Annotated in this window: 13 protein-coding genes; 9 read left to right on the top strand and 4 right to left on the bottom strand. The window is 51.1% G+C overall.

What is annotated here, in order from left to right; genetic code table 11:
* Positions 1-138: 138 nt before the first annotated feature.
* Positions 139-594 (top strand): VOC family protein, encoded by a 456-nt coding sequence (locus HJG54_RS14280; protein WP_316429418.1) that lies wholly within the window; start codon positions 139-141, stop codon positions 592-594.
* 248 nt (positions 595-842) lie between these two features.
* On the opposite strand, the gene HJG54_RS14275 is transcribed toward HJG54_RS14280, so the two are convergent.
* Both HJG54_RS14275 and HJG54_RS14270 read right to left on the bottom strand, forming a co-directional pair.
* Positions 843-1,076 carry a group II intron maturase-specific domain-containing protein gene (locus tag HJG54_RS14275; RefSeq protein WP_420717253.1) on the bottom strand — a complete coding sequence of 78 codons (234 nt, stop codon included), beginning with the start codon at positions 1,074-1,076 and terminating at the stop codon, positions 843-845.
* A gap of 114 nt (positions 1,077-1,190) precedes the next feature.
* Positions 1,191-2,489 carry a glycoside hydrolase family 10 protein gene (locus tag HJG54_RS14270; RefSeq protein ID WP_316429415.1) on the bottom strand — a complete coding sequence of 433 codons (1,299 nt, stop codon included), beginning with the start codon at positions 2,487-2,489 and terminating at the stop codon, positions 1,191-1,193.
* A 366-nt stretch (positions 2,490-2,855) separates the two neighbouring features.
* Here HJG54_RS14270 and typA point away from each other — a divergent pair, with 366 nt between their 5' ends.
* On the top strand, positions 2,856-4,646 hold the full coding sequence (gene typA, locus HJG54_RS14265) for a translational GTPase TypA (RefSeq protein WP_036005548.1): 1,791 nt from the start codon (positions 2,856-2,858) through the stop codon (positions 4,644-4,646).
* A 165-nt stretch (positions 4,647-4,811) separates the two neighbouring features.
* Here the strand turns inward: typA and HJG54_RS14260 are convergent, their stop codons facing one another.
* Positions 4,812-5,135 carry a hypothetical protein gene (locus HJG54_RS14260; protein ID WP_036005550.1) on the bottom strand — a complete coding sequence of 108 codons (324 nt, stop codon included), beginning with the start codon at positions 5,133-5,135 and terminating at the stop codon, positions 4,812-4,814.
* 667 nt (positions 5,136-5,802) lie between these two features.
* On the opposite strand from HJG54_RS14260, the gene HJG54_RS14255 reads away from it, so the two are divergent.
* The 7 genes from HJG54_RS14255 (at position 5,803) to HJG54_RS14225 (ending at position 11,583) form a co-directional block, all read left to right on the top strand.
* Positions 5,803-6,714 carry a carbohydrate ABC transporter permease gene (locus HJG54_RS14255; RefSeq protein WP_316429414.1) on the top strand — a complete coding sequence of 304 codons (912 nt, stop codon included), beginning with the start codon at positions 5,803-5,805 and terminating at the stop codon, positions 6,712-6,714.
* A gap of 286 nt (positions 6,715-7,000) precedes the next feature.
* Positions 7,001-7,723, top strand: a complete 723-nt coding sequence (sfsA, locus tag HJG54_RS14250) for a DNA/RNA nuclease SfsA (RefSeq protein ID WP_316429413.1) — start codon at positions 7,001-7,003, stop codon at positions 7,721-7,723.
* 183 nt (positions 7,724-7,906) lie between these two features.
* Positions 7,907-8,152, top strand: a complete 246-nt coding sequence (gene psaC, locus HJG54_RS14245) for a photosystem I iron-sulfur center protein PsaC (protein WP_036005558.1) — start codon at positions 7,907-7,909, stop codon at positions 8,150-8,152.
* A gap of 225 nt (positions 8,153-8,377) precedes the next feature.
* Entirely contained in the window at positions 8,378-9,118 is a 741-nt protein-coding gene (locus tag HJG54_RS14240) for a DUF554 domain-containing protein (RefSeq protein ID WP_316429411.1), read from the top strand.
* Positions 9,119-9,242: 124 nt separating this feature from the next.
* Positions 9,243-9,899 carry a response regulator transcription factor gene (locus HJG54_RS14235; protein WP_316429409.1) on the top strand — a complete coding sequence of 219 codons (657 nt, stop codon included), beginning with the start codon at positions 9,243-9,245 and terminating at the stop codon, positions 9,897-9,899.
* Positions 9,900-10,585: 686 nt separating this feature from the next.
* The gene (locus HJG54_RS14230) at positions 10,586-10,948 is read left to right on the top strand and encodes a PadR family transcriptional regulator (protein WP_036005564.1); all 363 of its coding nucleotides are present in this window, start codon (positions 10,586-10,588) and stop codon (positions 10,946-10,948) included.
* A gap of 98 nt (positions 10,949-11,046) precedes the next feature.
* On the top strand, positions 11,047-11,583 hold the full coding sequence (locus tag HJG54_RS14225; protein ID WP_036005567.1) for a cofactor assembly of complex C subunit B: 537 nt from the start codon (positions 11,047-11,049) through the stop codon (positions 11,581-11,583).
* Positions 11,584-11,593: 10 nt separating this feature from the next.
* Here HJG54_RS14225 and HJG54_RS14220 read toward each other — a convergent pair whose 3' ends face one another.
* Complete coding sequence (locus HJG54_RS14220) at positions 11,594-12,433, bottom strand: prephenate/arogenate dehydrogenase (protein WP_420717252.1); 840 nt, start codon at positions 12,431-12,433, stop codon at positions 11,594-11,596.
* Positions 12,434-12,750 lie beyond the last annotated feature (317 nt).

Genomic DNA, 12,750 nt, shown 5'->3' with positions numbered 1-12,750 from the left:
CCTCTGCTTGGTTTGCCGTTAGATGATTTTTTGCGGCGAAAATTATAAGACAGCTCATTGTGCGTTAATCAATACGGTCAATCAAGGGAAGGCAAATAGCAGGAAAAGCTGAAACAAGTCATCTAACTGGAGGTGAACATGAAACTGCTCAACGACATCCAACACTTGACATTTATCACCGCTGATATGGATCGGCTGATCGCATTTTACGAGCGTGTCTTTGAGGCAAGGGTAACTGTTGACTTGGAGGAAGATGGTCTGCGCCACACCTTCATCGAGGTCGGCCCTCATACAGTCTTGCACCCATTCCAGGTTACCGGCGTCGAGCCACCAGACCCTCAGCCGATGTTTCAACGCGGGCGACTAGACCATTTCGCGCTCAATGCGGCAAGCGAGGAGGCGTTCCGTGAACTACGTCGGCGTGTCGTCACAGAGGGTGCGGGCAATGGTGTGGTGACTGATATGGGATCGTTACTAAGTTTCGGATTTGCTGACCCAGACGGAGGTTGCCACGAAGTGGTCTGGGTGAAGCCGGGCGTCCCTGCCGAAGCCCTTTTGAAGCGAGCTGACTGGACAATCGTAGAGATAGACTGACGCGCCACCTAATCGGGGCAAGGAGAGCATTTAACTCTCCCCTCCCATACCACCCATCGTGCGGGTCCGCAATGGGCGGTTCATGGAGACGCGCAACCAACACTAATAGCTTCAGGCATATCCTTTAACTTTCATCAAAATAATCCGAATTGATAACATTCTTTGTTGTTCTAACTATTCACTCGTCATTCCCGTTTGCGTCGCCAACGTTTTCGATAGCCGCCAATAGCCTTTGCGACTGATGCCGCTTAAAATCGCGTGACGCTTTCTTGTCTCAAGCTTGAGCAGGTTCGCAATGCGGGTTCTCGGTTTGCGTCACGGCTCAACTGAGCGCTCGCCGAAATCTGCTTCCAATAGCACATCCGAATCTGCCGCCTCAACCAACCGTCTAGCTCTTCTATTGAGGTGTAATGCTGGGAAATACCAAAGTAATTCATCCACCCGCGCAAGTATCGGTTCAATCGCTCGAAACGTTCTGCCATCGAGACGCCCCGCCTGCGTGACGTGAAGCCGCGTATAAGCCTGCGCCCAGCTATTTGGCGGCAATGGCAACGCTGCTCTCACAGGTCAATAGAGCCATCCCTTACCTCACAGCCTTAACCTGACGCTCGCTGATGAGTGCCAATATTGGGCCGATCTGCTGGTCGAGGGAACAGCGCTTGAAAGACAGCATCGCGTCGGCCCAGGGATTCGTAAAAGAAAAATGAGACGCCCGCAAACCGTCGCGCCCGAGTTAGCCGCACTTGGTCCTCGATATCGCGAGTGCTGACACTGCGGGTGCTGAGTCCGGTGAGAATGCCAATGCCAACCGGAATGCGGCTGCTCGCGCTGCGCAACTCTGGCCGGTCAATTTCGCCTAAGAAATGGCTGCGATTGGTGCGATAAACCTGGACAATCAGCTCGTCAATCAGGTTTTGCTGTTGCCAGTTGTACCAGTCTTGCAAATAGTTCTGATAGGCAAAGTCTTTTGGATTGGGCGATAGGGAAATGAGACAGTCAGGTTTGCGGGTTTTGACAGCCGTGTGGAGGCGCAGCATGAGTTCGCTGAGTTTATTGGCTCGCCAGCGCATCCAGCCCGAATCACGTGGATTGTCAGGCGGGCGACGGCCACCATGCTCCCGTTGATAGAGCTGCACTGTGTAGTCGTCGTAGCCGACTTCGACCGGCATCCCTAAGTGGTCATCAAACTGGATGCCTTCAATGTCGTACTCTTCCACCACTTCGGTGACTAAATCTACCAAGAATTGCTGCACGCCAGGATGGGCTGGACTCAACCAAACCGACCGATCTTCGCCGTGCACATTAAACACCTTGCTGCCATCGCGCCGATTGGTGACCCACTCTGGATGACGGCGCACTAGCTCAGAATCTGCCGGAGCCATCAGACCGAATTCGAACCAGGGAATCACCGCCAATCCGCGACTGTGGGATAGGCTGATCGCCTCTTTTAGCATGTCTCGGTCTTCTAGCCCTGGCTCTGGATCGATCTCCTGCCCAAATGCTTCTTCGGCTACCTTACTGGGATAGAGTGTATAGCCACCGTTCCAGACTGTGGGATACACCGTGTTGAAGTTGAGCCGATCAAGGCGGCGGATCGCTTCTCGCAGGTTGTCCTTCGAGAACAACACATCGCTATCTACGTTAGTCAGCCACACGCCTCGAATCTCGCTCGGTTGGGAAGCCGAGTCAGCTACGATAGCACTCGTCTGGGCACTGGCGGCAAAGGGAATTCGCAGCATCAGGGCTAAGGCTAATCCCAAACTCAGCAGAAATGTCAGCCGTAAGCTGCGCTGAAAGCCGCAAAAAACTCTCCAGATTTCATTCCCTAAGCCTCGAAGGCTGCACCTTTGCTGCTGCCGATCCCACAAACACAAACCAAATTTGGCACTCCTCATACTCCAGTAGCTGCAATCTGTTGCAGACGCAATAGCGATATCGGGTTACAAAGTTATCGTTCAATGGCCACGAATGCAAGCGCCCTTGCCAAAATCCCCCTGAGCAGCCAACCATTTGCCGCAGGATTAAGCTAAGATCATTACGGCTTCTTTACACAAGTTTTCTATTTTTCCAAGGAATGCTTGATCTGTAAAGATGGAACGCTGCATTTGGCGACTGGGGTTTTGGTTTCGCCTTTGCCTGAAATAGCTTGGGTTACGGGTTTTAAGGCTTTGATTCAGGTTGTTAAACGCTCTGAGCGCCGCTAGTGCAGGCTTTACGTTGCTCAATGTTTTGTATTCAAAGTTACTAACTGGAATTTTCGTATGACGCTGCCAATTCGCAATGTTGCCATCATTGCTCACGTTGATCATGGCAAAACCACTTTAGTCGATGCGCTGTTGAAGCAGTCTGGCACATTTCGCGAAGGAGAGGACGTTCCGGATTGCGTCATGGATTCGAACGATCTGGAGCGGGAGCGCGGCATCACCATTCTGGCGAAGAATACGGCGGTTCGCTACAAGAATACGCTGATCAATATTGTGGACACCCCTGGCCACGCTGATTTTGGCGGCGAGGTGGAGCGGGTGCTGGGCATGGTGGATGGCTGCATCCTGATCGTGGATGCCAACGAAGGGCCAATGCCCCAAACTCGCTTTGTGCTGAAGAAAGCCCTAGAAAAAGGGCTGCGTCCGATTGTGGTGGTGAACAAAATTGACCGGCCCCAGGCCGATCCGTTTGGCGCGATTGATAAGGTGCTAGATCTGTTCCTGGAGCTAGGTGCGGATGACGACCAGTGCGAGTTTCCCTATTTGTTTGCCTCTGGATTGGCAGGCTATGCCAAGAATGAGCTGGATGACGAAGGGCTAGACATGCAGCCTCTGTTTGAGGCAATTCTCCGCCATGTGCCGCCGCCGGTTGGTGACCTCACGAAGCCACTGCAACTTCAAGTCACCACGCTGGATTATTCGGAGTACTTGGGCCGGATTGTGATTGGCCGCATCCACAACGGCAAGATCCAGATGGGGCAGCAAGCTGCTTTAGTAAAGGAAGATGGCTCAGTCGTTAAAGCCAAAATTACCAAGCTGCTTGGATTTGAGGGGCTGAAGCGAATTGATTTGCCCGAAGCGACCGCTGGAAATATCGTCGCTGTGGCTGGCTTTGCTGATGCTAACATCGGTGAAACCATCACCGACCCCAACGAACCGCAGGCTTTGCCGCTGATCAAAGTCGATGAACCGACCTTGCAAATGACCTTCTCGGTCAATGACTCTCCCTTTGCTGGCCAGGAAGGGCAATTTGTTACCTCCAGGCAATTGCGCGACCGACTGATGCGCGAACTGGAAACCAACGTGGCTCTGCGGGTTGATGAAACCGATTCGCCCGATAAGTTTCTGGTGTCGGGTCGGGGTGAACTCCACCTTGGCATTTTGATCGAAACAATGCGGCGCGAAGGCTACGAGTTTCAGGTTTCCCAGCCACAGGTGATCTACCGCGAGGTGAATGGCCAACCCTGTGAACCATTTGAACAATTGGTGTTAGATGTGCCTGAAGAAGCGGTGGGCGGCTGTATTGAGCGCTTGGGTCAGCGTCGAGGTGAAATGCAGGATATGCAGGTGGGCGGTAATGGCCGTACCCAGTTGGAATTCGTGATTCCGGCTCGTGGCTTGATTGGGTTCCGAGGCGAGTTCATGCGCCTGACTCGGGGGGATGGCATTATGAACCACAGCTTCCTCGACTATCGGGCCATTATTGGCGATGTAGAAACCCGCCGCAATGGAGTGCTGATTGCTTTTGAAGAAGGGACAGCAACTTTCTACGCTATGAAGAACGCGGAAGACCGAGGCGTTTTCTTTATCACACCGGGCACTAAGGTCTATAAAGGCATGATTGTGGGTGAGCACAACCGTCCTCAGGATCTGGAGCTGAACGTCTGCAAAACCAAGCAGTTGACCAATCATCGGGCCTCTAGCGGCGAAGAATTGGTACAGTTGCAGGCTCCAGTCGATATGAGCTTGGAGCGAGCGCTGGAGTACATTGGTTCGGATGAATTGCTGGAAGTTACTCCGGCCTCTATTCGCCTGCGCAAGCTGGTGAAGAAATTGGCGAAGCGCTAAGAAATCTGCTTTACAGGCTATTCTATAGCCCATAAATTGAGAGGCTAAGGACTATTCCCTAGCCTCTTTGTGTTGTGGGTTAAGTGCTTGGACTACGCTCGTGTGGCTGTTTAGCTCCTGCTACGTTGTTTGCATAGCATGTGTTTGGGTAGCATGTGCGCAAGTTTACATCTGTGGCGTGGTCTGAGTGGCCTTTTTGTAGACCGACAGGTAGTGGGCCAGCAGCTTTTTAGCCTCTAATTCTGACGGCAGCCGATGACGGGTCATAAACAGAAAGGGCTTGACCCGCACATCGCTCTTAGGAGCTGGTTCCCAGATGCTCAAAAGCACACCTCCCTCAATACAAGTGATGTTGTACTTGAGATGGGGAGGTGCCACACAGCGCATCGAGAGATTGGCTGGCGCAGGGGGATACTCACTTCTGCCTGGCTCTCCAGAGGGTCGATTGATGGCTGGACGAAGGCCCTGTTCGGTTCTAACTGCAATCATGAAATGTATTCTGCCTAGCTAAACTGCACTGAAAACGGTCAAAAGCCGACCTGATGGATACCGTTGTTGCAGTACTGCATGTCTCGAATCACTCCCTCAGCCACCTCTGTTAGCCGCCAAGAGTATGAATGCCCGAAAGGGACAGTCAAAGCTTTGACGGTTGAAACGCTATAAATTAAACCGTTAAATCAGCTCCAATTAAACCGTTGAACTACAGTCCCTTAGCCGCCTGCTGCAAACACACCCATAACCAGAATTGACAGCAGCAAGCCAGGGGTGAGCATCAAAATTAGCGTTAACAGCTCATTCAATTCCATAAATCTCTCCGTTTCAGTAGGATTGCTTAGAAAAGCTTGCGTTAGGAATTCAACCTTATTTTCAGTCTGACTGATAATTTGCGCAAGTCAATCGCGAGCAAAAAGGATGAGCAAAAAGAAAAAGTAATTCGATTCGAGTGACAATCATCTCCGTAGAATCAACTAATTATTAATATAACCTGTAACAATTCTCGATTGGAAGCAACGTCCAAGCCGGGTTTGCCAGGTTAAGGCAGGCATAGAGCAAGATAATTCAGCCTCAAACCCACTGAATACGATAAGCTATTCACTGGCTTCCTGCTCAACTGAAGCTTCGCTGAAAATCCTGCCGAATCCGCAAATCAAAGCTAATGTTAGATTTTATACTAAAAAAATGGCAGCTCAATCAACGGCAACTTATTCCCTACTTGTTTTTGCTGCCAGCTTTGTTAATGCTGGGATTAACTGTGTTCTATCCGGCGCTGCAAGCTTTCTTCTTGAGCTTCACCCGATACGAATACGACATCACCCAGCCGCCAATCTGGGTTGGCTTAGAAAATTTCCAGCGGCTTTTAGGCGATACCGTGTTCTGGAAGACTTTGCGAAACACGGTAATTTACCTAGTAGGGGTAGTGCCAATTTTGGTCATTTTACCGCTAGGATTAGCGATTCTCGTGAACCAGACGTTGCGGGGCATCAGTTGGTTTCGGGCTGCCTACTATGTGCCGGTTGTCATCTCAATGGTAGTAGCTGGGATTGCTTGGCGCTGGCTCTACGCTGAGAACGGCCTGTTCAATCAAATTCTGCGAGCGCTCCACCTGTCCAACGAAGGTATTCCCTGGTTGACCAGTCCCCAGTTCGCTTTGTTTAGCGTCATGCTGGTGACCATTTGGAAAGGCTTGGGCTACTACATGGTGATCTACTTGGCCGGGTTGCAGTCGATTCCTGCCGATCTCTATGAGGCTGCTGCCATCGATGGTTCAGTTGGTTGGCGCAAGCATTGGGATATCACCGTACCCCTGATGCGCCCGTACCTGTTTCTGGTAGCCGTCATTTCAGCCATTTCAGCTACCAAAGTGTTTGAAGAAGTCTACATCATGACCCAGGGTGGACCGCGCAGTAGTTCTAAAACGCTGGTCTACTACGTGTACGAACGCGCCTTTCAGGATTTGGAAATCAGCTATGCCTGTACCATCGGCCTAGTTACGTTTCTCATCATTCTCACCCTCTCCATCCTGCGCCTGTCCCTAACTCGCCAGCCCACAACCGATCTAAGCTTCTAGGGGCAATAACCCAATGGCAGCCGCTGAAGCTATTCAGCCGCACTGCTCGATGTTCAGATTATTCAATTCCTACCAGCCAAGCCTCAACAAATGTTTTTAACCTGCTGTCACGGATGTAAGTAGGCACCAATGTAAGTAGGCACCAAGGCAGCCTAGTAGTTTCACTAGCGTTGTCATCGGTCACCCACAATTCCATAATTTCACGGTTTATTTTGCGCTTTTAATTCTCATCTGTCAGCTCCTGTCTTCTGACTCCTAGCTTCTGGCTCCCCTACCATCCCCCACCATGACCGACTGGCTCTTCCCTTATCCCCCTTTGCTTTCTGGCACTCTAATCAAACGCTACAAACGGTTTTTTGCCGATATTTTGCTCGATTCTGGTGAAGCAATCGTGGCCCATTGCCCCAATACAGGACCAATGACCGGTGTTTACCACCCTGGCTCTCCGGTGATGGTCTCTCGCAGCGCCAGCCCAACCCGCAAATTGCCCTACACCTGGGAAATGATTCAGGTGCCACCGCTGCCAACTTGGGTGGGAGCAAATACAGCCATGCCGAATCAGGTGATTAAAGCAGCCCTGGCGGTCCACCTGTTTCCTGAACTGGGTGCCTACACAGAAATTAGAACTGAGGTGCCCTACGGAAAGGACAAAAAGAGCCGGATCGATTTTCTGCTCAGCTCCGACGACGGCTCGCGTCCAGTTTATGTGGAAGTGAAAAACACCACTTGGTGTCAGGGGCCAGTTGCTCTCTTCCCTGATACGGTGACAACGCGGGGCCAAAAACACCTGTTAGAACTAACTCAGCTTCTGCCTCAGGCTCGTGCTGTTATGCTGTATTTCATTAATCGTGGGGATTGTCCCTATTTCGCTCCAGGCGACAGTGCCGATCCGCTCTATGGCCAACTTTTGCGCGAGGCCATTGCCTTAGGATTGGAAGTATTGCCCTGTCGATTTGACCCATCGCCCAGCGGAATTGGCTATCTCGGCTTGGCTGAATTGAAGCTATAGAAACTGACCAGCTAGATATTACGTTGTTTAAAGTTTTTCGGGCTTTTACTGAACTGGGTAAAAGCGCTGCTGTACACTGGATTTCGATTAGAGAAACGTCACAACCCGGTCGTTTGTAAGAGTTCGCCGATTGGCGCTTTAGCGAACACCGTTAATATCTTGTCGTTTGGAGCCACTATATCAATGTCTCACGCAGTTAAAATCTACGACACCTGCATCGGATGCACCCAGTGTGTCCGGGCTTGTCCTACAGACGTTTTAGAGATGGTTCCCTGGGATGGCTGTAAAGCCGGTCAGATCGCCTCTTCTCCCCGCACGGAAGACTGTGTGGGCTGCAAGCGGTGTGAAACGGCTTGTCCTACAGATTTTCTCAGCATCCGGGTGTATTTAGGCGCAGAAACAACCCGCAGCATGGGTCTGGCTTACTAAATGCTTGCATTTGCTTCTGCCTGCGTTTCTAGATACATCTAAGTCTAGTCTCTTTGGGGGAAAGACCCCCTTTTTTCATGGCCAATTGCGGTTCTATTCGGTTCTATATTGTGGTTCTATCAAAACTGGTGGCAATTGGTTCTGTTGCAAACGGTCCTATCGAGGTAGGCTACATGAGTTGTACTACAGTGCTGCTACAGCAGTAGTGTTAAGCTTCAAACCCTCATGAGTCTTGATTTTTGGACAAAAACCAGTGGAACCTGGATCAACGTTGCTACCGTTTTGCTGGGAACCGGACTGGGATTAGTACTGCGGGGGCGACTGCCCCTGAAGATGCAGCAGATTATTACCCAAGGCTTGGGGCTGATCACGCTATTTGTGGGCCTGAGTATGGCCGGTAGCGTCAACAAGGTTGAAAGCCGCATTGATGGAGTCATTCTGGCGCTGCTGGCAATTGTTATGGGTGGGCTGTTGGGCGAATGGTGGCGCTTGGAAGAACGCTTAGAAGCGCTAGGTAATTGGCTGAAACGTCGATTTAAGGGCAAGGGCAGTTTTACCGAAGGCTTTATGGCCGCCAGCCTACTGTTTTGTGTCGGGCCGATGACTTTGATTGGCAGCCTCAATAATGGCTTAACTGGCGATAACACGCTGCTGTTGCTGAAAGCCGTGATGGATGGATTGGCTGCGATTGCACTCACGAGTAGTTTTGGGATTGGGGTCGGTTTCTCGGTTTTAGTAGTGCTGTTGTATCAGGGCGGAGTTTCCTTGGCGGCAGGACTGCTAGCCCAAAATCTGGCGGATCCGGCATCTTCACCGGCTGTTCTATTGATCACTGGCGTGGGTGGGTTGATGATTCTAGGATTGGGCCTGAACCTGCTGGAAGTAGCGCGAGTGCGAGTCGCCTCCTTTCTACCCGCCCTGCTCCTCGCTCCACTCCTTGTCTGGCTGACGAGCCGCATCGGATAAATTCTTAAGACTTTCTGCAAACCGCGTTAACCCAAGATTTGAGCCAGACCACAGACGATTTAATCCCATAGGAACAGGTACAATTTCATAGCGAAGCAAATCAGCGCTAGAAGGAGCCAGCTCAATGTCTATGTCTTCTGCTGCCCCGATCCGGGTGTTGATTGTTGAAGATGACCCGATGATGCAGCTCGGCCTAGAGCAGTCCCTGTCGAGCGCACCAGATATTACCGTGATTGGACAAGCAGATGATGGCTACACTGCCGTAGAGGCAGCCCAAACGCTGCGGCCCGACGTAATTGTCATGGACATTGGCCTACCCCGTCAGGATGGAATTGAGGCCACTCAGAAAATTAAGGCCAACCAACCGGATGTGCGCGTCGTAGTGCTGACGTCCCATACGACCGAGAATGAAGTGATTGGTGCCCTCTCCAGCGGTGCCGATGCTTACTGTGTCAAAGGAACCAGCGTGGATCGCCTACTGACGGCTATTCATGCGGCCTACGAAGGAGCCAGCTACCTGGATCCACAGGTAGCTCGAAAGGTGATGGACCACCTTAAACCTACAGCCACGGCTGAGGCAAACGTGGTTGGTCAACTTTCGCAGCGAGAATTAGAGGTCTTGAAACTGATGGTGGAAGGGTTAAGCAATCCTGAGATTGCGGCGGCACTCTACCTCAGTCCCAATACAGTCAAAACCCATGTGCGCGGCATCATGAACAAACTGGCCGTGGATGATCGGGTGCAGGCAGCGGTAGTGGCACTGCGAGCCGGTTTGGTGTAATGCGCTTTAGCTAATTCTCCGACCTGTTAACCATTAAGTTTTATGAAACGGTGCTTATCTCTGCAAATAGCAATTTCTTGCAGCTTTTGCTAGTGTCAACGCTATCGGTAGAGGTTGTCTTTTCTTCTTAGAGAGAAAGTGACTGGTCTGTAGAGGTCAATAATGCTAGTTTTGACAATATTTCGGCAGATTTAGTTGCTCAACTAAACAGACAAACCCCCTGCCAACTGACTACAATTTATTATTATCTGGCAGCAAGCAATCTGCTCTAGATTCAGGTGTCGCTTAGCTTGTTTCAATGAATTCGCGTTATCGGCTTCATCGCTGCTGAGCTGTTTCCCTGCTTAGGCTAGAGCAGACAATTCCACTAGGCTAAGGTTATTGATCGAGGTGGCCTACTGACCAGATCCAGTCCTTTTGCAAGTTGCCTTGCCTCGATCCATGCTGGTGCATCGCTCTAGTTTCCTAGACGCGCATCAGGGGCAAAAGCCCTTTGCAGCCCGACTCGTTTGAGTACTCGCCTAAATAGCGGATGGGATCCTAGCAATCTCATGCCCTTTCAAGGCTCGGAGTAACGTAGATTACGGTATTAGAGGTGAGTGACCCTAGTTGTCGGGTCTATAGAAGAGAAGTGATATCAGGAAAACTGCCAGTGTTGATCTATATACTGGGTTAGATGAGCGATTATGACTACTTTTGACGATATTTATCAGTTTTTTCGCAATCCGCCCCCGTTTTACCTAAATAAGGAATTGGCAGTTTGCTATGTCCTTGCCGTGCTGTTGCGTAAAGATTCCTACGGTACAGAGTTGATTAACTTATTAGAGCAAGAGTACCCCAACTACCGCTTATCGGATACGGTTCTCTATAGTGCTCTCAAATTTTTGGAAGACGCAAACGCGATCACGGGCTACTGGAAGAAAGTCGAGGGCCGGGGGCGGCCACGTCGAATGTATCAAATCTGCCCAGATTGGCATCAGCAAGCTGAAGAATTGGCGCAGTTGTGGCAGGGATATGTGGGTCGCCCAGTGCCAGCAACCCATCCCTGAGAGCAATCTCTGAGAGCAATCTCTGGGAGCAAGTTTCGAGCGATGAGGTCAGTTGTCGCTAGGATGGAAGTGGAAGACCTCTAGCCCTGCCTTGCCCGATGCAAACGTCTGTTTTGATTTCTACTGCTCTGTTGACAGCGCTTCTGTCAGTAGGTTTGTTTTTCTTTATTCGTGCCTCGGCCAAGGACCGGACTGAGGTGGCCAAACTGCTGGCTGAGCAGCAAGGAGAACCGTTACTAGAGCGGCTGCAGCAATACTTTTCCGGGCGGGCGTACCGGCTAATTTCGGTGGATGCTACAACTAATCAGGTCGTGTATGAGGGAACGGTGCGTCCCAGTCTATTCCTAGCCATATTCTTAAGCCTGTTGGCAGCGGTTGGTATCCTTTGTCTGGCCCTCGTGCTGTCGCTGTTGTTTCCCTCGGCGAGCCGGTTCCTACCCCTGCTGCTCCTGCTAGCTCCAGCGGCGGGCGTGTTTTATTGGCGCAGAGCGGGCCGTCCGGAAAAGGTGGCGCTGCAGGTTGAATTTCTCAGCGAACAACCGTCTCCCCAGAGTCTTTTAACAGTCACAGCTCACCGAGATGAAGTGGCCGAATTGCGGCAGTCATTGGGGTTGAAGTTGATGGAAGCTGATTAGGGAAGAGTGGTTAGAATTCATATTTCGTCCTTTCTGCTTGTGTAAAGCTGAGGCGCTGCTCCAACGCCACCCAGTTGTTTTGTTCAATCTCTTGAATAATTTGGTCGAGCTGCTGCCGATAGCTAGACAAGGTCTTGAGCAAAGCAGCCTGGTTGTAGCGGGCCATCATAATACCCAATTCGGGGGTGCCGCCACCAACGCGACTGGTATCACGGAAGCCGGAACTGGCTAGCTTTTGGGCTAGGGTAAGGACGGTTAGATCCGGCTCTTGAGCACAAGCTGCAATCAAGCTAGCGCTGACCATAACAGGTAAATGCGAGATCCAGGCCACGGCACGGTCATGGGTTTCTGGCTGACAATAATAGACGCGACATTGCAACGACTGAGCCAAAGCAGCTACCGTTTCCACTGCAGCGGCGGGTGTAGTTTCAATCGGTGTTAGAACATAGGCTCGATCCACAAATAAACCAGCTTCTGCTACATCAAGGCCACTTTCAGCCTTACCCGCCATCGGGTGCCCACCCACAAAGTTCGACCAGCGGGGTGCAATCCAGTCAACCACCAAGGCTTTTACCGAACCCACGTCGGTGAGGATCGTAGCAGGAGATAGATGGGGCAGCAGTTGATCCACGGTTGTCGCCATCGCTGCCAACGGCGTACAAAGAAAAACCACCTGCGCTGTTGCCATTAGCCCCAAGTCAGTACTGGCTTCATCCACAATCCCCTGATCAATGGCCTGCTGACAGGTTTCTGCTCGCCGACTCACCCCCAACACCCGATGCCCCTGTTGCCGCAAATCGATGGCTAGCGAACCACCAATCAGCCCCAATCCTACAATCCCGATGTACATAACTCCCCTATGCTGGTCTGCTAGACTTTAGACTTTGGAATTCTGATAGTAATGCTTTCTTGAGGAAATGTAAGGTTTGAGGTTTGAACGCAAATTCGATTGATGCAGCTCCAGGACAGTTCGCAATGGTGCAGCTTTCAGGCTTTCATCCCCCCTCCTAGCACCTTCGTGGGGAAAATGTTCAGGCTTGAGTGGATAAACCAGGCTTAGAAACTAAACCTTAAAATCTCAAACTCAAAACTTAAAACTCAAAATTACGCGCTCCACGCAGGCTTTGCCAACAAAACTCAAAACTTTCCCTTCCCAACTCTCTCCAA

Source organism: Leptolyngbya sp. NK1-12 (assembly GCF_032598965.1).
Lineage (GTDB): Bacteria > Cyanobacteriota > Cyanobacteriia > Elainellales > Elainellaceae > Elainella.
Note: the sequence above shows the minus strand (reverse complement) of the source record. Positions and strands in the feature narration are given on the sequence as shown.

Excerpts from the sequence above, each read along its gene's own strand:
- HJG54_RS14280 (WP_316429418.1), top strand. The coding sequence starts at position 139 with ATGAAACTGCTCAACGACATCCAACACTTGACATTTATCACCGCTGAT.
- HJG54_RS14275 (WP_420717253.1), bottom strand. The coding sequence starts at position 1,076 with ATGGCAGAACGTTTCGAGCGATTGAACCGATACTTGCGCGGGTGGATG.
- HJG54_RS14270 (WP_316429415.1), bottom strand. The coding sequence starts at position 2,489 with ATGAGGAGTGCCAAATTTGGTTTGTGTTTGTGGGATCGGCAGCAGCAA.
- typA (WP_036005548.1), top strand. The coding sequence starts at position 2,856 with ATGACGCTGCCAATTCGCAATGTTGCCATCATTGCTCACGTTGATCAT.
- HJG54_RS14260 (WP_036005550.1), bottom strand. The coding sequence starts at position 5,135 with ATGATTGCAGTTAGAACCGAACAGGGCCTTCGTCCAGCCATCAATCGA.
- HJG54_RS14255 (WP_316429414.1), top strand. The coding sequence starts at position 5,803 with ATGTTAGATTTTATACTAAAAAAATGGCAGCTCAATCAACGGCAACTT.
- sfsA (WP_316429413.1), top strand. The coding sequence starts at position 7,001 with ATGACCGACTGGCTCTTCCCTTATCCCCCTTTGCTTTCTGGCACTCTA.
- psaC (WP_036005558.1), top strand. The coding sequence starts at position 7,907 with ATGTCTCACGCAGTTAAAATCTACGACACCTGCATCGGATGCACCCAG.
- HJG54_RS14240 (WP_316429411.1), top strand. The coding sequence starts at position 8,378 with ATGAGTCTTGATTTTTGGACAAAAACCAGTGGAACCTGGATCAACGTT.
- HJG54_RS14235 (WP_316429409.1), top strand. The coding sequence starts at position 9,243 with ATGTCTATGTCTTCTGCTGCCCCGATCCGGGTGTTGATTGTTGAAGAT.
- HJG54_RS14230 (WP_036005564.1), top strand. The coding sequence starts at position 10,586 with ATGACTACTTTTGACGATATTTATCAGTTTTTTCGCAATCCGCCCCCG.
- HJG54_RS14225 (WP_036005567.1), top strand. The coding sequence starts at position 11,047 with ATGCAAACGTCTGTTTTGATTTCTACTGCTCTGTTGACAGCGCTTCTG.
- HJG54_RS14220 (WP_420717252.1), bottom strand. The coding sequence starts at position 12,433 with ATGTACATCGGGATTGTAGGATTGGGGCTGATTGGTGGTTCGCTAGCC.